The following is a 19,155-nucleotide window of genomic DNA, read 5'->3' on the forward strand; positions in this document are numbered from 1 at the left end:
CAGAACCTGGAGAGAACAGACGTGCTCACCTACCGCCACCAGATCATGCGGAACCTGAAGTTCGGCACCCTGCCCCGCTTCACCGAGCTGCAGAAGAAGAAGAACGAGCTACTGGCCGGGGCCGGGCTGACCCCGTACGACATCTGGGCGCCGGCCTTCGGCGGGCTGCACCACCTGGTGCTGGAGGCCCGCTTCGAGTCGATGGCCGCGTTCGAGGCCGAGCACCTGGCGCAGAAGAAGATCGAGGGCATGGCCACGCTGAACGCCGAACAGCTCGAGTGCGTCATCGAGGGCACGGCCCAGGACCGGCTGCAGCGACTGGGCCTCCCCGCTCGATGAGCACGTTCGACGGTGCCCCGGCGCCGCAACACCCGGCCGGGGCCACCACGCTGCCCGGCTTCCCGCCGGGTGCGGCGCTCAAGGAGCAGCCCTGGTACACCTGGCACGCTCCGTACGACGAGATCCGCTCGGTGCAGACCGACCGGCTCGGCGCCGTACAGGAGATCATCTCCACGGTGCTCGACGCCGCCCCGCCACACCGGCTGAAGGCGGTCAGCATCTGCTCAGGTCAGGCCCGTGACCTGCTGCCGGTGCTGATCAGCCATCCCCGCGGGCACGACCTGGCGGTGCGGATGATCGAACTTGAGCCGCTGAACGCCTCGTTCCTGTACGGCGCCATCGGCAGTACAGACCTCCAGGACGTCGAGGTGATCGTGGCCGACGCCGGGTCGACCGACGCCTACCTGGGCGCCGTGCCGGCCGACATGCTGCTGATCAGCGGGCCGTTCGCGAGCATCGGCCAGGACGACACGCTCCGCACGGTGCGTATGCTCCCCCGGCTCTGCGCACCGGGCGCGGTCGTGGTCTGGTCCACCTACGGCGCCGGGCTGGCCGCCCTGGACCCGCTGCTCAAAGCCCTCGGCGCGGCCGGCTTCACCGAGCTGTCCCTGGTCAAGCCGGGTTCCTTGAGCAGAACCCAGCCGGTCAGCGTGACCGCCACCGGCGACCCGGACCTGGACGGCGAGCTCTTCGAGGGCGGTGAGTTCGCCGCCGGCGCACACCGCTTCGACGGTGAACCGCTGAAACTCCTCATGGGCGAGCGGATGTTCACCTACTGATCCCGAGACGTCCGGCGCCGGGCGGCGCTGGGCGGGCGCCCGTCCTGCGGGAGGACGGGCGCCCGCCGGTGTCGTGGCCGGCGGCTCAGGTGCCGGTGGCGGGTCTGTACGGTTTTCGACACTCCCCATGGCGATCGGCGCCAAAGTGGGCATGGCATAGATCCAGCATGAAGACACCGCAGCAACTACGTGGGCGGGGTGACCGCGAAGAACGGCTCAAGCATCTCGTCCGGTCGGGGCCGATCCCGTTGCCATCGCCGAGGCTGCAGGCCACCGCTGGCCGAGCAGCGAACGGGATGAGCGATGGGCTCCTGGACACAAGCCCCCGTATGTTCCTGCAAGAGGCCCGGCCAAGGGGACGCCCGGCCATTCGTGGGCGGCAGGTCCGCGCGTACGGCGCCGACGCCTTGGCCGGCACCGCAGCCGCTATGGCCGACGCCGGGCCCGCGGAAACCCCCAGGGACTCCTCCGCCTCGACCCCGCCCGAGGGCACGGAGAGCCCCTGATCAAGGTTGTGACCGCCGATGATCCCCCGCTTGACGATGCCTGGCGCCCGGTGAAGCGACGGCGGGGATCAGGTACGTCGGTCAAGACCGGCCCGAGACCGATGCGATCATGGACGGCGCGCAGTCGAGCAGAGAGCGGGGGCGAGGCGGCGCCACTGCTGGCGCGGGAAGGCGCTCGGGTCGGCGGTGAGGACCTGTACGCAGACATGGTCCGCACCGGCGGCATGGTGCTCGTCCACCCTGCGCTTGATGGCCTCCTCGTCTCCCCAGGCAATCAGGGCGTCGAAAAGGCGGTCGCTCACCTTCTCCAGGTCTTCGTGCAGGAAGCCCAGGCGCACCAGGTTGTAGGCGTAGCTCGGCAGGGCGAGATAGCGCCGCAGCCACTCGGTTCCTATCGCGCGGGCCTCGTCCGCGTTCGAAGTCAGGATCACCGTCTGCTCCGGGATCACGAGTGGACCCTCGCCCAGAGCCTGGCGAGCCCGTCTGGTGTGCGTGGGCGTGACGAGGTAGGTGTGGATTCCGCGGGCGCGCTTGGCGGCGGTCTCGATCATCTTGGGGCCGAGGGCGGCGAGGACCCGGGTCTCAGCGGGTACCGGCCGGGTGGTGCGGTCCAGGTCGTCCAGGAAGGCCGCCATCGTGGCCAGGGGTTTGCCATAGGGGCCGGACCCGGCGGTTTCGACCCGGGACGGGTGGCTCACCCCGATGCCCATCAGGAACCGGTCTCCATGGGCGGCGGACAGGGTCGCGTGGCCGGCGGCGGCATCGGCGGGGTCGTGCATCCAGAGGTTGAGGACTCCGGTCGCGACGATCGTCTGGCGGGTCGCGGTCAGCAGGCGGCCGGCGGTGTCGAAGACCGGTCCGCCGGCATCAGGGATCCACAGGGCCCGGAATCCCAGATCCTCGAGTTCGGCGGCCGCGTCCGCGGACTCGGCCTGGTCGCCGTAACGCAGATGGGTGCTCCAGACACCGACTCCGGACAGGTCCATGAACTCCTCTTTCGTCGAGCGCACGATCGGGCGTTGTACGGGCGCTTCGCCCACCGGTCAGGGGACGGGCAGCCCTGACCGTCGGGGAGCCGGGTTCGCCTGCGGCCGGTGGGCGGCTGCGAAGGCGCGCAGTTCCCGGGCCACGTCGGGGCCGGTGGGCGTGTAGATGACCTCGTGGAAGCCGGCGGCGCCGAGCCGTGTCAGTTTCCTGCCGATGCTCGCCGCGTCGCCGACCATGGTGGTGATGTCGATGTGCTCCAGGAGCGGGCGGTCGCGGGCGGGGAGGTGCGTGACGTGGCCTTCGAAGGTCAGCAGGTGGCGCTCACCTTCTGGCGCGAGGGCCTCGAGTTCTTCGCGCCAGGCGCGGCCGCCGGGCATGGCGTCCACCGCCTCCGCTCCGCCCCTGGCGTAGGCGTTGTGCCAGTCCACGACCCGCCACGGTCCGACCGCCTGCCGGACCCGGTCGGACGCGGGGTCCTCGCCCGGGTCGAGGACGGTGCCGTTGATGATCGTCGCGGTGGGGAGGGCGGGGTGCGGAGGTCCGATGAGCCCGTCGGCCACCTCGCCGGCCAGCGCGGTGCCTCGCGGGCCGAAGGCGCTGAGCCACAGTGGCACGTCGATCGGACGGGGCGCGGCCAGGCCGTCGGCGTGCAGCATCCGGACGCGGCCGCCGTCCACGGTGGCGGTCTCCCCGGCCAGCAGCCGGCGGAGGGCGGTGACGTAGCCGGCGAGCGCGTCCAGTGTCATGGGGCGCTGCCCCACCGCCAGGCGGGCGGTGAAACCGGTGCCGAAACACGCCCGGAAGCGTCCGTCGGAGAGGCGGGCGATGGCGGCGATCGCTGAGGCCATGGCCATCACCGACCGCTGACCGGGGATGAGCACGGCGGTGCTGAGCCCGATGCGGGTGGTGCGTTCCGCGGCGAGGGCGAGATGGACGAAGGGGTCCTCCCACAGCGGCGCCGAGTCGTAGATCCACACCCTGGCGTAGCCGAGGTCCTCGGCCAGCACGGCGAGATCGGCGAAGTCCGGCCCCGGTGGGAGCCCGCAGGACAGTTCCGGCCCGGTCGTGTCGGTGCTCGTCGTCATGGTCACGCGGGCCTTTCGAAGCCGGAGAGGATGACGAGGTTGCAGTCGGCCGCGGCCAGGCGGAGCGGCAGGGCCTCCTGGTAGGACTCCGATCCGTACCAGGCGTGAGCCGCCTCGACCGACTCGAACTCCAGGACGACCGTCCGGTTCCCGTGCCATTCCCCTTCCAGGGTCAGCGGCTCCGTATCGACCGCCAGGACGCGGGCACGGGACTCGATCAGCGGTGGCGCCGACTTCCGGCCGTACTCCTCCATCGCCGCCTGGTCCTTGATGGCTTCGGTCAAGATGACATATCCCTTGGGCATCGGCTCTCCTTAGTGTTCCGGCCTGCGGTCACTCCACTGCGATGGCACGTTCGGGGCACTGGGAGGCGGCGGTTCTCACCGCTTCGTGGGGCACCTCGGTCGAAGACCTCGGGGCTCACCGCGAAGCAGACCCCGTGCCCGCGGCGGTTGTCCTCGTCGGTCGAGACCTTCATCGGGGGAGGGTCAACTCCAGGTGCAGGCGGGTCAGGCCGCGCAGGATGTAGGTGGGGATGTAGCGGTAGCGGCGCTCGCCGGCCGGGCCGTGCACGCGCTCGGAGATCCTGATGTCGGTCGTGCGGTCCAGCAGCCGCTCGATGGCGACCCGGGCCTCGGCGCGGGCCAGGGGCGCGCCGGGGCAGGTGTGGATGCCCCGCCCGAACGCCATGTGGTGGCGGGCGTTCTTGCGGCCGACGTCGAAGGTCTGCGCGTCGTCGAAGTGGCGCGGGTCGCGGTTGGCGGCGCCGTTGAGCACCATCAGCGTGGTGCCCGCGGGGATGTCCACCCCCCCGACCGTGGTCGGCACGCGGGAGAGCCGGAAGTCGCCCTTGATCGGACTGTCGAACCGGAGCGTCTCCTCGATGAAGTTGGGGACGCGGTCGCGCTCCTCGCGCAGCAGCCGCTGCAGGTCGGGGTTCTCGGCGAGGATCCTGAGCGCCGAGCCCAGCAGCCGCACGGTGGTCTCCTGGCCCGCCGCGAACAGGTTGGCCGCCACCCGCACCGCGTCGCCGACGTCGGGGGTCGAGCCGTCCGGGAAGGTCGCGGTGGCCAGCCCTGTGAGCACGTCCCCGCGGGGCTCGCGGCGGCGCTCCTCGATGTAAGTGGTGAAGCGCCCGTACAGGTATTCGAGCGGGGTGTGCGCCAGGCTCTTCTCACCGGTGCCGCCGATGCCGCCCCCCGCCTTGTGCCCTTGCTGGAGCACGGCGGCGAACTCCTCGCGGTCCTCTTCGCGGACGCCGAGGAGGTCGGCGATGACCAGCAGGGTGAAGGGGTTGGCGAACCCGTTGATGAACTCGCCCTCGCCGCCCCGCAGCCAGGTGTCCAGCAGCCCGTCGGCGATCCGCCACATGGCGCCCTCGTTCTCCTTCAGGCGCCGGGGGGTGATCAGCTTCATCAGCAGCGCGCGGTGCGCGGTGTGCACGGGCGGGTCGAACGTCGGGAGCTGGTCGCTCATCGGCAGCTCGTCGCGGTGCCGCTCGATGAGCTCGGAGACGTCGTCGCCCTCCAGCGGGACGGGGAAACCGGGGAAGGGGCCGGTCACCGACGTGCACGAGGAGAAGGTCTCGGTGTCGTTGAACACCTGCACCGCCTCGTCGTACCCCGTCACCATCACCACGTCGTGATGGGGTTCGCGCTGGACCGGGCACTGCCCGCGCAGCGCCTCGAAGTAGGGGTAGGGGTCCTCGACCAGTTCCTCACCCCGGAAGAAGTCGACCGCCTCGACATCGTCCACCGTGCTCACCGCCTTCTCGATGCTGCGCGCCTGCTGCCGCGCCTCGGACTGACTGACCGGCCTCGTGCGGCCCTTGCCGTCAGGGCGGGGGCTCGCCGATGCGGTGGATCTCGGCGTCGGCACCGTTGATGACCTTGGGCTGGTGCCATATCTCGACGCACATCGCGACCATGGTGATCGAGTGCACCAGGTGGAGCAGGTTGCGTGCGTCGTCGGTGAGGTCGTCGAGGGGGAACTTGTCGCAGTAGGCGAGGGCGTCCTGGATGCGCGGGAACCCGGCGTCGTAGAACTCCTGCATCTGCGGCATGGTGCTCGCCATGCGCTGTGCCCAGCGCTCGGGTTCGGTGGCCAGGCACCAGGTCTCGGCGAAAGGCTGCAGATCGGAGAATTCGGCGGGGAGGAGCGTGTCCGGCATCTCTTCAGACCTCCTGACGCGCGTTTCGGTGGTCCTCGACCCAGTCGCCGACCGACTTGTGGAAGTGGCGCACCAGCAGTTCCTGGTCATTGAGGGGGAAGTCGTCCTGGACCGCCCGCGACTCCAGCGCCTGCTGGGTGCCCACGAGCATGCCGGCGTCCTGCAGCGCGAACTCCTTGAACATCACCACCGCGCACTCCTGCGCGGCGCGGTCGCTGGCACGCTCGGCAGGGGGGAAGAACAGCGTGCCCTCGTACCGGTGGGTGTTGTAGGAGGTCGGCCAGTAGCGGTACAGGTAGTACCAGCCGTTCGACATGATCAGGATCTCCATGTTGGGGAAGATCTGGAAGTTGTCGGTGACCCAGTCCTTGACCCCGCCGGGGTTGGTCCCGGGCAGGTCGTCGCCCAGATCCGGCTCGTTCCATGGCCCGAACAGGCCGCTGCGGGTCGCGATCTCGATGGGGTACTGGTAGTCGGCGGGCCACAGCCGCCGGGGAACGCTGGAGATGCTGACCAGCCGGTGCGGGCCGTCGAGCCGGTAGTACGGCGCCTCGAACCCGGTGACCTTGGGCCGTGCGGCGGGTGTGGCCTCCTGGCTGTGCAGGACGGGCACGTGGTAGTACTCCTGGAAGGCGTCCGAGAAGATCTTCCAGTTGCAACCGATGTCGGCGCGGAAGTCGTAGCGCTCGGTCAGCCGGTCGAACGGGTAGCCCTCGAGCGGCGTGATCATCGGGCCGAGGAACTCCCGCAGCGACTGGGCCGGTTCCTTCGCCAGGTTGACGAAGACGAACCCCGCCCACACCTCGCAGTGCACCGGCACCAGGCCGTAGTCGGACCTGTCGAGGCCGAAGAACTCGCCCTCCTGCTGCACGAACGTGCAGGCGCCGTCCAGGCCGTAGCGCCAGGCGTGGTACTTGCAGGTGAACTGGCGCGCCGAGCCCCGCACCTCCTCGCCGGGGAAGTCGTTCCACAGCAGCTTGTTGCCGCGGTGCCGGCAGAGGTTGTGGAAGGCCCGGATCCGCCCCCGCATGTCCCGCACCACGATGATCGAGGTGTCGGCGACCTCGATCTCCTTGGTGAAGTAGCGCCCGTTGCGCGGCACGTCCTCGACGCGCCCGACGTTCAGCCAGGCCCGCTTGAAGATCGCCTCGCGCTCGTCGGCGTAGAACTCCGGAGAGATGCAGTCCTCGAAGGACACCACCCCGGTCCCGAGGTCGGGGTAGTGCTCGGTCCAGCTGCCCTCTGCCGGTTTCGGATAAAGAGCCATGTCAGTCCTCCAATGGCGATGCCGCGGGTGTGACGGCGGTCGCGGCGCGGACCGGGCGGGTCCGCGCCACCTGAGCCGGCACGGCCCTTCAGACCACGTGCCCCGAGACCAGGTCCAGGTAGGCCGCGCCGGCGTCGGGGACCCTCGCCTGCTTCCACACCTCGACCGGGAACGACACCATGACCAGGGACTGCATCAGGTGCATCAGGGTGCGGGCTTCGTCGGGAAGGTCGTCCCACGGGAAGGTGTCGCAGTAGGCGATCGCGTCGTCCAGCCGGGGGAAGGCGGCGTCGTAGAGCGCCTGCATGTCCGCCATGGAGGAGGCCAGGCGCTTGGCGTAGCGCTCGGGCTCGGTCGCCAGCGCCCAGTCCGCGTACGGCTCCAGGTCGGTGAAATCAGCGGGCAGCGGCATCGTTGTACTCCTCGACTCGCTTGCGGGCCACCCTGTGCAGGTGCCGGAGCAGGATCTCCTGGTCGTTCACCGGGAACTCGGTGACGGCGCGGGAGGCGAGCATGGTCTGGGTCGCCTCAAGGGTGTTGCCGTCCTGGAGCGCGTACTCCTTGAACGTCACGGTGGCGAGTTCCTGGCCCAGCCGCTCGCGGGCGTTCTTGGCGGGGACGAAGTACAGGTTGGCCTCGAAGAGGTGCCGGTCCACGGCGGTGGGCCAGTAGTTGTAGGTCAGATACCAGCCGGGCGCCCAGACCAGCAGCATGAAGTTGGGGAAGATGATGAACGAGTCGGTTCCCCAGGACTTGTGCCGGGACGGGTTGATGGCCGGCGGCAGCTCGTCCAGGCCCTCGATCTCGGGACGGTCCCAGGGGCCGAACAGGCCGCTGCGCAGCGCCCGCTCGATCGGCTTGACCATGGACGGGTCCTTGGGCGGTGCCATGCCGCCCCACGAGGAGACCATCGAGTGCGGGCCGAACAGCTCGTAGTGCAGCGCCTCGAACCCGTGGTTCTTGAGCTTGTCGGCCTCGCCCTGGACGGCCTGCTTATGATGCAGGATCGGCGCGTGGTAGAACTCGGCGAACGCGTCGATGAACAGCTTCCAGTTGCTGCCGACCTCGGTGTTGTAGGTGTAGACCTCGGTCATCTCGTGGAACGGGTAGCCCTCCAGTCCCTTCCCCAGCTCGCCCAGGTGCTCCTGCAGGCTCTCCTGCGGGTCGAGGTTCACGAAGATGAACCCCTCCCAGACCTCGCAGGCGACCTCCTTGAGCCCGTAGGCGGACTTGTCCAGGTCGAAGAACTCCTCCTCCTGCTGGACGAAGGCCAGCCGGCCGTCGAGGCCGTAGCGCCACGCGTGGTACTTGCAGGTGAACTGGCGGCAGGTGCCGGCGGACTCCTCGCCCGGATGCTCGTTCCAAACCAGCTTGTTCCCGCGGTGACGGCACACGTTGTGGAAGGCGCGGATCTTCTGGTCCTTGCCCCGCACGATGATCAGCGACGTGCCGACGACCGCCAGCTCCTTGGTGAAGTAGCCACCGACGCGGGGCACGCGCTCGATCCGGCCGACGTTCAGCCAGGACCGCCTGAAGATGGCCTCCCGCTCCGCCTCGTAGAAGGCCGGGTCGATCGAGTCGCCGTAGTCGACGGTGCCGGTTCCCAGCTCCGGATAGCGCTCGGTCCAACTGCCCTCGGCGGGTTTCGGAAAGTAGGGCACGTGTTCACCTCTCTGTTCCGGCTCTATGCCGAAGGTGTTGCGCAGACTCGCCGGCCGGTGACCCGGAGGATGGTCGGCTCGCGCAGCCGTGGGGGCAGCGTCAAGGTCAGAAGCAGTGAACGGCGCCTTTTCTCCGGGACAGGACCGTGGCTCACCGTGGTTTCACCGCTCCTTCGGCTCAATTCCCGCCCATCATGAAGCCGAAGGCATATGCGTGAAAAATAGTGATGTGTCATACCTGTATGCCTGTTCGGCATGACCCAAGGGAAGATCGACTCAGGTGGCCCGACGGCCGGTGAGTGCGGTTCAGGAGTGCGGTTCAGGAGTGCGGCGGACGGGCCTGCGCGGACGGCCACCTGCCCTCCGCCACGGCGGACAGGACCTGGTGGATCAGTGTCCGGGCGACGACGTTCACGGCGGCGAGCGAGCGGGTGATCCTCGGCGCGGCCAGCACGATCGAGCGCCGCACCTCCGGGTCGCCGAGCGGGGCGGCGCTCAGAAGACCGGCCGCGACCTCCTCGGCGACGCCCACACCGGGCAGGACGGTCCAGCCGTGCCCGGCCTGGACGAGCTGCTTCTGCACCCTCATGGAGTTGGTCTCGACGGCGACGTCGAGCTCGACTTTCGCCTGCGCCGCGGCGCCGTCGACCAGGGTGCGCAGCGCGTGGTCGGCCGCGGGCATCACGAGCGGGTGGTCCGCCGCCTCGGCGAAGGGGATGGGACGGTCGCCGCGCAGGCCGTCGGACGCCGGTGCGACGGCCCACAGCCGCTCGCGCAGCAGGGGGTGGGTGTTCAGTGACGGAGTGCTGCCGAGGTTGTACAACACCGCCAGGTCCAGGTCGCCGTCGTCCAGCCACTGCCGCAGATGCCCGGAGTACCCGATGACCAGCCGCAGCCGGATCCCCGGATGCTCATCGGCGAGGACGGCGACCAGGGGCTCCACCAGCAGGTCGCTCGTGCTCTCCAGCAGGCCGAGGGTCACGTTGCCGGTCACCACGCCGGGAGTGGGCTGCACGTCGGCGCGGGCCCGCTCCAGCGCGTGCAGCGCGCGGCGCCCGTGATGCACCACGACCGCGCCCGCCTCCGTGGGCCGCATTCCCTCCCGGGTCCGCTCGAAAAGGACCACGCCGAGCTCCCGCTCCAGCGCGCGGATCTGCCGGGTGACCGCCGGCTGCGCCAGGTACAGAACCTCCGCGGCTCTGGTGACGCTGCCCACCTCGGCCACCGTGACGAGCGCTTTGAGCTGCTTGAAGTCCAACGTCCTTCCCCTCGCCCCGCATGGGGGCATGGCACCATACGGGTCGCCGTTCGGGGGCGGTCCGCACGAGGGCGGGCCGGCAACGCGTCGTGACCACGCCCCGGTCGGCCGGTGCGCGCCCCGTGCCGGGCTGCCGCGGCACGGCGCCCGGTCCTGCGCCGCGACGTCCGTGAACCAACCGTTGGGGTGCCGTTCTCCAGCATTCCGCACGCCGGGGCCCAGCAGGCGGACCACGCTCACCAGGCGTGAAGCCCAGTCTCACAATTTTTGAGAATGCTATTCTCTAATATGAAGGTAAGATTCTCATGGCGACGGTCGCGGTGTCAACGAGCCGCAGAGCCGCGCGATCGGCCTCCCGGTCGGGCGACTCCTTCCTCGGGAAGGCAGGCGTGTGCCGGCGGAGGGTTATCGATCTTGGACGGTGTCCCCTGTCAGCCGGCCGCTTGCGGAGCCGGGCCGCCGTCGCCGGCTACGCCTGGACGGGATCGATGATCTCGGCCTCGCGCAGTTAGACGACCTTGGGGTGTTCGAGCTTGTTGACCAGGGCGTACTCGTCGGGGAAGCGCACCGGTGGTACGCCTGGTCGTTCTTCCAGTTCCCCTCTTGGAGTACTGGCCGTGTGCTCGCCTCCGGCGGACCCGCTGGGCGCGCTGGAAGTCCTCTCTCGTTGCAGTTCGACCACACCCATTGATCACGATCGTTCCAGCGCATCACAGTGGTGGTCCCCAGCGCGACGTCATCAACGTCCAGCAGGATCTCGTCCTTGCGCTGCCTGCTCCACACCTCCACTTACCGCGAAGACGCCTCAAAGATCCGGGGCGGCAGGGCAACCTCGCGCCATGGAGCAGCCGCGCCACCGACCACGAACTACAGCTACTCGGTCTCCACGCATTCGCCCTGGTTGATAGGTCGGGCGTGAACGATCAAGGTCAGACGGGCGGCATCAGGTCGCTCTCGCTGATGGTGTACGTCAGCTGCGGGTAGATGAAGTCCGTTTCCTTGTTCTCGCGACGCCGTAGTCGGTAGAACTCGCGCCTCTGGTCATCGTCGGCCGATGTGAGGCGTGCACCCTGCGGAAGATATACATGTCCGTCGCGAAACCGAAGGAAGGTCTTTGACGTTCGAAAGGTTACGCCCAGCCATTGGTTGTCGGTCGTCTGGACCGTGTCTAGTACGATCTTGTGCCTGAGTCGCCGGTTCGAGCCGACAGAGAACGCGACGATACTGTTGTGAGTGAGAGGGATCTCGAACTTCTCGCCGTCTGACCCCTTTGACTCGAAGATCAACTTTCTGGGCGGGTTCGCTTCGGGGTGTTGGTAGCAGGAGAAGACGGCGATAAACGACCCGTCGGCCAGATCTAGGGCTTGGTCGGAATGGCTGCCCATGGTTTTGTACGCGTTCGTGTAGCGCTCGATGAGCGCGTTGTTGAAGTTGACCGGAAGCGCCGCACGTTCTTGAATCTGTTGCGCCAGCCGTTCGTGCACCGCCCGGAAACGCTGCGGCGGGCTGCTGTATCGAGTGGTGGTACGTACGAGAGGCACACCATCTGCTTCGTCGATCCTGGTGAGCACGGCGCCACGCCGGCCTTTTCCCACGTCTTCCAAACGAGCCGACGCGGACAGCTCCGCAAAGAGATCTTCCTTGGTCGGCAATGCGTCTGAGAGGATCTCATCCGAGATTCTGGACTCGGGGGGCAAGGTAGTCTCCCGTGTTCATGCTGAAGAGAAACTCGTCGCCGTAATCAATGAAGGACGAGTTCTTGTTCTCCTCGGCGTACAGCCTGCGCAGTTCGTCCATGCCCGTCGGTGTGGGCGGCTCCAGCTTCACCAGATCTCCGTTCGCCTTGAGGAATGTCTGGCCGTTCTTGTGCACGGCTTCGGTGCTCGAACAGCGCACCACGTATCCCAGGCGGATCGGGAGCAACTCGGCGGCCAACGTCGAGGGCCGGATTTCGTGTGTATACAGGCGGTTGGTGGACAGCGGCATGAAGAACACGGAGCCGGGGTAGAGAGTCACGGTGAACTGCGGGGGGAGCGTGACCCCGTTGCGTTCTTCGGTCGGCTCCTTGAGGCGAAAGTGGAGCTTGGTCAGCCCGCTGGCACCCTTCACACCGTAGTCGAAGGCGTCTACGGCCAGGGGCTGCAGCCTGTCGAGCCCGTCATAGAAGGTGCAAAAGGCCATGATGCCGTTGACGGGCATGTCCTTGGTCTTGTCGGCATGGGCCGAGATCTTGGCCTTGGACTGCTTGCGCTCGGCCGTGGCAGGGGTGTTGTGATAAGTCTGAGCGAGGACGTGATTGAGCGGTGCCTGGTTCCGGAAGACGGCGGCGGCCTCGCGGTTCAGAGCGTCGACGATGCGCGTGTCGGTCGGGCTGAAGCTCTCGGTCGGTCCCGAGAGATTCGTGGAGCACCGGAGCAGGCGGAAATGCAGTTCGTCACCGTGTCGTGCGACAGGCGTCAGATAGATTCCGCTGCGATGGGCCGTTCCAGGCTTGGTGGACTCCGTCAGGGACTGGAACGCGTGGTCCGCACGGATCCGTCCGAAGTGATCGGCGCCGAGGTCGAAAAAGCGGCGGTAGTACACGCCGGCGTTGTGTACGCGGATGGGAACTTGGCCGAGGTCGACGAGGGTCCAAGGTTTGTCGACGTCCTCGTGGTAGCCGTGTGATAGCTCCCGGATGACGAATACCCGGGCCGCCGCACGCAGGTGGCGGTCGCTGATCCCGGATACATCGCCACACAGGTAGACGGTCTTCCGCTCGAGGTCGGGCGAACCAGAAGCAAGGTACTCTGGCGTGATCGTGGACCCGAAAAAGTCCCTGATCAAGTCATTGTCTTGCAACGTCGAAGGCGCGACCAAGGTGTTGTTCGCGTCGTCGGTGCAGGCTTCCGTCAGCTCTGTTGTGTCCAACAAACCGCACCGCCATTCGCACTCTGAGACACGAACCCGCAGAGCCGACCAGATGGCCTGCCGGCCCGCTCGGCCCATCCCATGAACTTTCGGACGGTAGACGAGGTAAGATTAGCATCCTTCGCCCGGCCGCGCCCTGGCCGTACGGTGTCCGCCGCACCGGAAGATTCTTTATAAGCCCTCAAGTAGAGCATGGCGTTGAGGGCGTTTTCCCACTTGTTGATCGGAGCTCAGGGCCGGTGGCTCGGGCGAACCGCCGGACGGCGTTGCGCACCATGCGATGGCGATCATGGCCGTCTCAGAATGGTCAGCGGATTAGCTGGGGCCGCACCCGTGTGCCGAGTCCATTTCGGGCGGCCGGTGACGTTGCACAGGTCCCCGTATTCTGATTCTCGTATGCGTATAAAAGCTTGCTCCCCGGAGTGGACGAGGCTGGGCATGCCATCGGACATTGACAGGACATAGCAGAGAGCTTCATTCCTGGGGCAGAGTACGGCGGTTTAAGATCAGGTCGAACCGGAAACCGGGCGAATCGAGACCTCTCCGAAAGTTCGCCCGCGTGACGAGCGTTGACGGTCCCCCGCCCCGCGATGTTGATCGTTTCAGCAGACGGGTACCTCGCATGGTCCACGCAAGGCAGGCCCTTGCCGAGCCGGTAGGCGCGTGCCAGGGCATGGAGTTCCAGTTGCTCGGCCCGTTCTCGATGCGGGCCGGTGGACGCGTCGTCGACGTCACGTCGCCGAAGCATCGCGTCCTGCTGGTGACATTGCTGCTTGAGGCCGGGAGCACGGTGTCCGTTGAGACGCTGGCGAAGGCCGTGTGGAACGACGCGGTGCCCGGCAATCCGCGCCGCGCGCTCCAGTTGCACATCACCCGGTTGCGCAAGGCGCTGGCGGGCTGGTCCGCCGGGGAGATCATCACCACCTGCCGGGACGGTTACCGGATCGAGGCGGAGCCGGATCAGGTCGACCTCACCAGGTTCCGCCGTTTCCTGCGCCGTGCCGAGGAGGCGGCCCGGCGCGACGACCTGGACGGCGAGGCGGCGGCGCTGCAGCAGGCGCTGGCTCTATGGCGGGGAGACCCGCTCGCCGGGATCCGGTCGGAGACGCTGCAGCGGGAGGTGGCGCCATGGCTGGCGGAGCAGCGGCTCCAGGCCGCCGAGCGGTACCTGCGCGTCGAACTGCGGCGCGGCCGGCACGCGGAGACGATCGCGGCGCTGGTCGAACTGACCTCCAAGCACCCCTTGCGCGAACGGTCCTGGGCCTTGCTGATCCAGGCGCTGCGCGACAGCGGCCGACGGACCGACGCCCTGGACGCCTTCCACACCATCCGCCGCAATCTGGTCGAGGAACTCGGCATCGACCCCGGCCAGGATCTGCTGGACCTCCACAGGCAGGTGCTCGTCGGCGCGTCCCGGCCGGGCACCGGCGGCCCCGAGCCCGCGGTGCCGATTCCAAGGCAGTTGCCGCCGGGCGTCCCCGCCTTCGCCGGACGGCTGAGGGAACTGGCGGCGCTGGACGCGTTGGCGGCCGGTCATCCCGCCGGCGCGATCGGCGTCATCACCGGGACGGCCGGGGTCGGCAAGACCGCACTCGCCGTCCACTGGGCACGGCGGGTCGCCGACCGGTTCCCCGACGGTCAGCTGTGGATCGATCTGCGCGGCCACGGACCGGGGACGGCCGTACCGCCCGAACGTGCGCTGCGGCGTTTCCTCCGGGCCCTCGGCGTGACCGACACCGATGTTCCCGTCGGCCTGGACGATCAGGCCGGCCTCTACCGGTCGTTGATGGACGGCCGCCGGATGCTGATCGTGCTCGACAACGCGTGCGAGGCCGGACAGGTACGGCCGCTTCTTCCCGGAGCACCCGGCAACCTCGTCCTGGTCACCAGCCGGAACCGGCATTCGGGGCTGGTGGCCGTCGAGGGGGCGCGTCCGCTGGCGCTGGACCTTCTCACGCCCGCCGAAGCACACCAGATGGTGGCCGCACGCCTCGGCGCCGACCTGGTCAGGGCTGAGCCCGCCGCGGTGAAGGCGATCATCGACCTGTGCGCGGGGTTGCCGCTCGCGCTCAGCATCGTCGCCGCCCGGGCCGCCGCCCGGCCCGGGTTCGGGCTCCCGGCCTTGGCGGCCGGGCTCACGTCCGTCCCGGCGCGTTTGGACGCGTTCGCGGGGACCGATGACGCGACCGAGCTCCGGACGGTCTTCTCCTGGTCCTACCGGGCCTTGAGCGAGGACGCCGCCCGGCTGTTCCGGCTGCTGGGCCTTCAGCCCGGCCCGGACGTCACCGCGTCCGCGGCGGCGCGCCTCGCGGGGGTCGCGGTGCCGCGGGCCGGACGGCTGCTGCACGAGCTGAGCGACGCGCATCTGCTGACCGAGCACAAGCCCGGCCGGTACACCTTCCACGATCTGCTGCGTGCCTATGCCGCCGAGTTGGCGCAGGCCCCGTGACACCGCGTCCGATGAAGCCGGAATGAAGCCTGCCCGTGGAAAACTCTCGATTGCTTTGTCAATGGCGAATGGGAGGATCCCATGCGGACGATCTCGATGAAGACGCGGCCGGTGGTCCGGACCGAGCGGCCCAGGGGAGGCGCCGTCGTTCTGCTCCCCTGGTGGATCTGAACGACAACGCGGGGCCCGGGCGCGGCCGCCTGGGCCCCGGCCCCACCTCACCGTCATACCTGGTCTGGAGCTTTCATGCGTTTTCGTCGTTCCCGTTGCCTGATGTGCTACTGGTACGACGGCCAATTCGTCCTGCACCCGTATCCGGCGGGAACGCCGGTGACGGTGCATCCGGTGGCGTCCGAAATCCTGTCGGCATTCGAGGACTGGAGTAATGTCGAGCAGGCGGCCAAAACGCTGGACCATCTGACCCGCGAGACGGTCGACGAAGCCGCCCGGACCCTTTTCGATGCCGGGGCGCTGGTCGCCGAGGACACCCCCGAGGCCGAGCGGGACGCGCGTGTGCACCACGACTGGGGCGCCTGGACCCCTGAGGCGTCCTTCTTCCACTACGCCGTCCAGGACGTCTACGACGACGTTCCTTTCGCCGAGGAGCCGGTGCTCGTCGAGCCGGTCGGGTTGCCCGCCATGTTCACCGGCTATCCGGACGTGCCCCGGCTGCCGCTGCCCCGCCGCCCCGCCGATCTTCGCGCGCCGTACGAGCGGGTCCTGTATCGGCGCCGCACGCACCGCGACTTCTCGCCCGACCCGGTGCCCCTGGACGTGCTCGCCGCGCTCATGGCCACCGTGTTCGGCCCCGTCGACTTCATCGACAGCGGGCAGGGGCCGGTGTTCCGCCGGACCAGCCCGCAGGGCGGCGCCCGCCAGGAGATCGACGCGTACCTGGGCGTCCTCAACGTCTCCGATCTCGATCCCGGCTGGTATCACTACAACGCGCTGCAGCACAGCCTGGAACTGCTCACAGAAGGGTTCACCGGGCAGGAGGCCGGCTACCTGTGCGCCGACCAGGACTGGTGTCGCGACGCGGCATTCCTGGTCGTCCTCGCCGCCCGGCTGGAACGTATGAGCGTCAAGTACCGCGCGCCGCGCACCTATCGCGCCTGCCTGCTCGACGCCGGCCACCTCGGGCAGACCTTCGCCCTGACCGCCACCGCGCTCGGGCTCGGGCCCGCCCAGACCGCGGCCTTCCGCGACTCCGCCATCGCCGAGCGGTGCCGCCTGGACAACACCGGGCGCACCCCGCTGTACGTACTGGCCTCCGGCAGCCCCCACCTCGACCCGCAAAACCTCCCATCACCGACCACGCCCGCCACCTGGCGCGACATCACCCTTTCCGCACCCTGACCCGGAACCTCGACGAGGACCGATCGCGCGGGTCATCCCTGGTGATGCCTGTGCATCTGGCGTACGACGACGCCGAGCACGCCGTCGCCCGGAAGGTAGCCGTAGTGGCGGGAGTCGAGGCTGCGGCCGCTGTTGTCGCCCAGGACGAGGAGGCGACCGTCCGGCACGCGGGCGCCGGCGGGGGCCGACACCGCGGCGGCCACCGATGCGGGCACCGGATCACCGGGCACGGCCGCCACCCGCTTGATCACCCAGCGGTGGCCGGAGAGGTTCCGGCTTCCGCGCGCGGCGACGCGCCGGTGACGGCCCGGCCGGCGGTGTCCCGCTTTCTCGACGACGACGATGTCCCCGGCCCGGAGGTGCCACAGCGGCCGGCGCCGCACCAGGACGCGGTCGCCTTCGTAGAGCGTCGGCTGCATGCTCGGGCCGTCCACGTTGATCACGACGAAGCGGCGGCGCAGCCAGGCGATGAGCGCGGCGGTCCCGGCGAGTGCGGTCACGGCGGCGACGGCGGTCGAGGTCATGGCGCCGGCACGTCCATGGCCGGCTGGTAGCCGTCCGCCTGCAACGTGAACAGCTTGGCGTACGTGCCGCCTCTCGCCATCAACTCGGCGTGGGCGCCTTGTTCGACGATCCGTCCCCGGTCCAGGACGACGAGCAGGTCCGCGTCGCGGACCGCCGCCAGCCGGTGGGAGATCAGCACGCTGGTCCGGCCCGCGCGGTGCTCGCGCAGCCGCGTGTGGATCTCGTGCTCGGCCTCGGCGTCCAGGCCGGAACTGGGCTCGTCGAGGATCAGCAGGTCCCGCCGGTCGCGCAGGAACGCGCGGGCCAGCGCCATCCGCTGCCACTGCCCGCCGGACAGGTGGACGCCGACCTCGTGGTCGTCGTCATGTCCGGGTTTCGCGGAGAAGAGGCGCGACAGCAGCGTGTCGTAGCCGCGGGGCAGCGCGGCCAGGGCGTCGTGCACACCGGCCCTGCGCGCCGCGGCCCGCACACGGTCCATGTCCCTGTCGCGGACGTCGCCGAGCCCGATGTTGTCGGCCGCTGACAGGTCGTATTCCATGTAGTCCTGGAACACCGCGCCGATCCGCGACCGCAGCTCGGCCGGATCCATGTCGCGCAGGTCCACCCCGTCCCAGAGGATCGCGCCGCGCTCGGGGTCGTAGAACCGGCACAGCAGCTTGACCAGCGTGCTCTTCCCGGCACCGTTCCGGCCCACCAGGCCCACGGACCGTCCGGACGGGATCGTGAGATTCAGCTCGCGCAGCGCCCAGGGATGCTCCGGCGAGTAGCGGAACCACACCCCGCGGATCTCGATGCCGCGACGCAGCGGCGGAGTCGGCTGTGGCTCGGCGGGCACCGGCAGATCCGGTCCGCTCGCGGTGATGGTGAGGTAGTGGTCGAAGAGCAGCAGTTTGTGGTGCGCCTGCGTCAGCTCGCTCACCAGTGAGGCCACGGCGGTCTGGACCCCCGCCACGGAGGCGATGAGCAGCGGTATGTCGCCGGCGGTGAACCCGCCGGCCCGGGCGGTGAAGAGCGCCCACAGCAGGCCGGCCCCGGCGATCCCGGCGGCCAGCGCTCCGAGGCCGGACTGGGTGATCAGGTCGCGCCGGTCCATCCGGCGGCGCTGCGCGTCGGCCTCCCGCCGCTCCGCGGTCATCAGGTCGCGGAAGTGGCGGGTGGTCCCGAAGAGGCGCAGTTCCTTGGCCGCCTGCACGCTGGCCAGCATCCGCTGGAAGAAGATCTCCCGCCGCTCCATCGGGCTGATCCGCCACATCATCGCCGCGCGGAGCCGGGACAGGCGCAGCTCGGCGGCGAGCACGGGGACGGCCGCGAGCAGCACCGCCAACGCCAGCCACCGGCTGATCATCAGCAGCGAACCGAGGAACCCGACGATGGTGATCGCGCCCCGGCAGACGGCCAGCACGCCGAAGACCACCATGCCGGGTGTGCTGCCACCGGCCCCCTGGGCCAGCGCCAGCCGGTCCAGGAACACCGGGTTCTCGAACCTGGCCAGACCGGTCAGCCGCTCGGTCGCCGCGAAGAGCCGGTCCTGGGCGGTCAGTCCGATGCGCCGCTCGAGTTCCTGCCGGAGGTAACGGGACAGGTGCGGCAGTACGGCTGCCGTCAGTCCGGCGGCCAGGAGCCCGCCGCCCAGCCAGGCCAGAGCCGTACCGCCGATGGACCGCCCGACGATCGCGTCCAGCGCGAGCTTGGTCAGCCACGCCGCCCCGACCGGCACCACGGCCGCCACCAGCTCCAGCGTCCCGTAGCCGAGGATCTGGAACCGGCCGGAGCGCCATGCCAGGGCCAGGGCGTACCGGATCCTGGCGCCACCGGCCCTGGCTCCGGTTCTGGCCCCGCCCAGCGTGTCGCCCATGAGCGGCG

The 19,155-nt window shown here is 69.1% G+C and carries 18 protein-coding genes; 4 read left to right on the forward strand and 14 right to left on the reverse strand.

From position 1 onward, the window contains the following. Positions 1-21: 21 nt before the first annotated feature. Both ACZ466_RS16270 and ACZ466_RS16275 read left to right on the forward strand, forming a co-directional pair. Positions 22-339 carry a hypothetical protein gene (locus ACZ466_RS16270; protein WP_378286416.1) on the forward strand — a complete coding sequence of 106 codons (318 nt, stop codon included), beginning with the start codon at positions 22-24 and terminating at the stop codon, positions 337-339. Beyond that, positions 336-1,118: a hypothetical protein gene (locus ACZ466_RS16275; protein WP_378286417.1), complete on the forward strand. Its 783-nt coding sequence runs from the start codon at positions 336-338 to the stop codon at positions 1,116-1,118. Before ACZ466_RS16270 ends, ACZ466_RS16275 begins: the two co-directional genes overlap by 4 nt. Positions 1,119-1,731: 613 nt before the next feature. On the opposite strand, the gene ACZ466_RS16280 is transcribed toward ACZ466_RS16275, so the two are convergent. The 12 genes from ACZ466_RS16280 to ACZ466_RS16335 all read right to left on the reverse strand — a co-directional run bounded on the left by ACZ466_RS16280 (position 1,732) and on the right by ACZ466_RS16335 (position 12,962). Further along, positions 1,732-2,664, reverse strand: a complete 933-nt coding sequence (locus ACZ466_RS16280; RefSeq protein ID WP_378286418.1) for an LLM class F420-dependent oxidoreductase — start codon at positions 2,662-2,664, stop codon at positions 1,732-1,734. A 3-nt stretch (positions 2,665-2,667) separates the two neighbouring features. Then, on the reverse strand, positions 2,668-3,696 hold the full coding sequence (locus ACZ466_RS16285; protein ID WP_378286419.1) for an LLM class flavin-dependent oxidoreductase: 1,029 nt from the start codon (positions 3,694-3,696) through the stop codon (positions 2,668-2,670). Positions 3,697-3,698: 2 nt separating this feature from the next. Further along, on the reverse strand, positions 3,699-4,001 hold the full coding sequence (locus ACZ466_RS16290) for a DUF1330 domain-containing protein (RefSeq protein WP_378286420.1): 303 nt from the start codon (positions 3,999-4,001) through the stop codon (positions 3,699-3,701). A 169-nt stretch (positions 4,002-4,170) separates the two neighbouring features. Next, positions 4,171-5,574 (reverse strand): cytochrome P450, encoded by a 1,404-nt coding sequence (locus tag ACZ466_RS16295; protein WP_464043812.1) that lies wholly within the window; start codon positions 5,572-5,574, stop codon positions 4,171-4,173. Then, a complete protein-coding gene (locus ACZ466_RS16300) occupies positions 5,531-5,866 on the reverse strand; it encodes a hypothetical protein (RefSeq protein WP_378289803.1) in 336 nt (111 codons plus the stop codon). The genes ACZ466_RS16295 and ACZ466_RS16300 overlap by 44 nt, the downstream gene beginning before the upstream one ends. 4 nt (positions 5,867-5,870) lie before the next feature. Next, on the reverse strand, positions 5,871-7,133 hold the full coding sequence (locus ACZ466_RS16305; RefSeq protein ID WP_378289805.1) for an aromatic ring-hydroxylating oxygenase subunit alpha: 1,263 nt from the start codon (positions 7,131-7,133) through the stop codon (positions 5,871-5,873). A gap of 88 nt (positions 7,134-7,221) precedes the next feature. Further along, positions 7,222-7,545, reverse strand: coding sequence for a hypothetical protein (locus ACZ466_RS16310; protein ID WP_378289807.1), 324 nt, complete (start codon positions 7,543-7,545; stop codon positions 7,222-7,224). Beyond that, positions 7,529-8,794, reverse strand: coding sequence for an aromatic ring-hydroxylating oxygenase subunit alpha (locus tag ACZ466_RS16315; protein ID WP_378289809.1), 1,266 nt, complete (start codon positions 8,792-8,794; stop codon positions 7,529-7,531). Before ACZ466_RS16315 ends, ACZ466_RS16310 begins: the two co-directional genes overlap by 17 nt. Before the next feature lie 319 nt (positions 8,795-9,113). Next, positions 9,114-10,052, reverse strand: a complete 939-nt coding sequence (locus tag ACZ466_RS16320) for a LysR family transcriptional regulator (RefSeq protein WP_378289811.1) — start codon at positions 10,050-10,052, stop codon at positions 9,114-9,116. Positions 10,053-10,560: 508 nt separating this feature from the next. Beyond that, the gene (locus ACZ466_RS16325) at positions 10,561-10,740 is read right to left on the reverse strand and encodes a hypothetical protein (RefSeq protein ID WP_378289813.1); all 180 of its coding nucleotides are present in this window, start codon (positions 10,738-10,740) and stop codon (positions 10,561-10,563) included. A 241-nt stretch (positions 10,741-10,981) separates the two neighbouring features. Continuing rightward, on the reverse strand, positions 10,982-11,704 hold the full coding sequence (locus ACZ466_RS16330; RefSeq protein WP_464043815.1) for an alpha-ketoglutarate-dependent dioxygenase AlkB: 723 nt from the start codon (positions 11,702-11,704) through the stop codon (positions 10,982-10,984). Between the two features lie 16 nt (positions 11,705-11,720). Beyond that, complete coding sequence (locus tag ACZ466_RS16335) at positions 11,721-12,962, reverse strand: hypothetical protein (RefSeq protein WP_378289817.1); 1,242 nt, start codon at positions 12,960-12,962, stop codon at positions 11,721-11,723. 673 nt (positions 12,963-13,635) lie between these two features. On the opposite strand from ACZ466_RS16335, the gene ACZ466_RS16340 reads away from it, so the two are divergent. Both ACZ466_RS16340 and ACZ466_RS16345 read left to right on the forward strand, forming a co-directional pair. Next, a complete protein-coding gene (locus tag ACZ466_RS16340; RefSeq protein ID WP_378289819.1) occupies positions 13,636-15,411 on the forward strand; it encodes an AfsR/SARP family transcriptional regulator in 1,776 nt (591 codons plus the stop codon). Between the two features lie 345 nt (positions 15,412-15,756). Continuing rightward, complete coding sequence (locus ACZ466_RS16345; protein ID WP_378289821.1) at positions 15,757-16,767, forward strand: SagB/ThcOx family dehydrogenase; 1,011 nt, start codon at positions 15,757-15,759, stop codon at positions 16,765-16,767. A 32-nt stretch (positions 16,768-16,799) separates the two neighbouring features. On the opposite strand, the gene ACZ466_RS16350 is transcribed toward ACZ466_RS16345, so the two are convergent. After that, positions 16,800-17,291, reverse strand: a complete 492-nt coding sequence (locus ACZ466_RS16350) for a S26 family signal peptidase (protein WP_378289823.1) — start codon at positions 17,289-17,291, stop codon at positions 16,800-16,802. Then, on the reverse strand, positions 17,288-19,147 hold the full coding sequence (locus tag ACZ466_RS16355) for an ABC transporter ATP-binding protein (protein WP_378289826.1): 1,860 nt from the start codon (positions 19,145-19,147) through the stop codon (positions 17,288-17,290). Before ACZ466_RS16355 ends, ACZ466_RS16350 begins: the two co-directional genes overlap by 4 nt. Positions 19,148-19,155: the final 8 nt, after the last annotated feature.

This window comes from Actinomadura rugatobispora (assembly GCF_055379765.1).

Excerpts from the sequence above, each read along its gene's own strand:
- ACZ466_RS16275 (WP_378286417.1), top strand. The coding sequence starts at position 336 with ATGAGCACGTTCGACGGTGCCCCGGCGCCGCAACACCCGGCCGGGGCC.
- ACZ466_RS16310 (WP_378289807.1), bottom strand. The coding sequence starts at position 7,545 with ATGCCGCTGCCCGCTGATTTCACCGACCTGGAGCCGTACGCGGACTGG.
- ACZ466_RS16355 (WP_378289826.1), bottom strand. The coding sequence starts at position 19,147 with ATGGGCGACACGCTGGGCGGGGCCAGAACCGGAGCCAGGGCCGGTGGC.
- ACZ466_RS16340 (WP_378289819.1), top strand. The coding sequence starts at position 13,636 with ATGGAGTTCCAGTTGCTCGGCCCGTTCTCGATGCGGGCCGGTGGACGC.
- ACZ466_RS16300 (WP_378289803.1), bottom strand. The coding sequence starts at position 5,866 with ATGCCGGACACGCTCCTCCCCGCCGAATTCTCCGATCTGCAGCCTTTC.
- ACZ466_RS16285 (WP_378286419.1), bottom strand. The coding sequence starts at position 3,696 with ATGACGACGAGCACCGACACGACCGGGCCGGAACTGTCCTGCGGGCTC.
- ACZ466_RS16305 (WP_378289805.1), bottom strand. The coding sequence starts at position 7,133 with ATGGCTCTTTATCCGAAACCGGCAGAGGGCAGCTGGACCGAGCACTAC.
- ACZ466_RS16325 (WP_378289813.1), bottom strand. The coding sequence starts at position 10,740 with ATGGGTGTGGTCGAACTGCAACGAGAGAGGACTTCCAGCGCGCCCAGC.
- ACZ466_RS16290 (WP_378286420.1), bottom strand. The coding sequence starts at position 4,001 with ATGCCCAAGGGATATGTCATCTTGACCGAAGCCATCAAGGACCAGGCG.
- ACZ466_RS16350 (WP_378289823.1), bottom strand. The coding sequence starts at position 17,291 with ATGACCTCGACCGCCGTCGCCGCCGTGACCGCACTCGCCGGGACCGCC.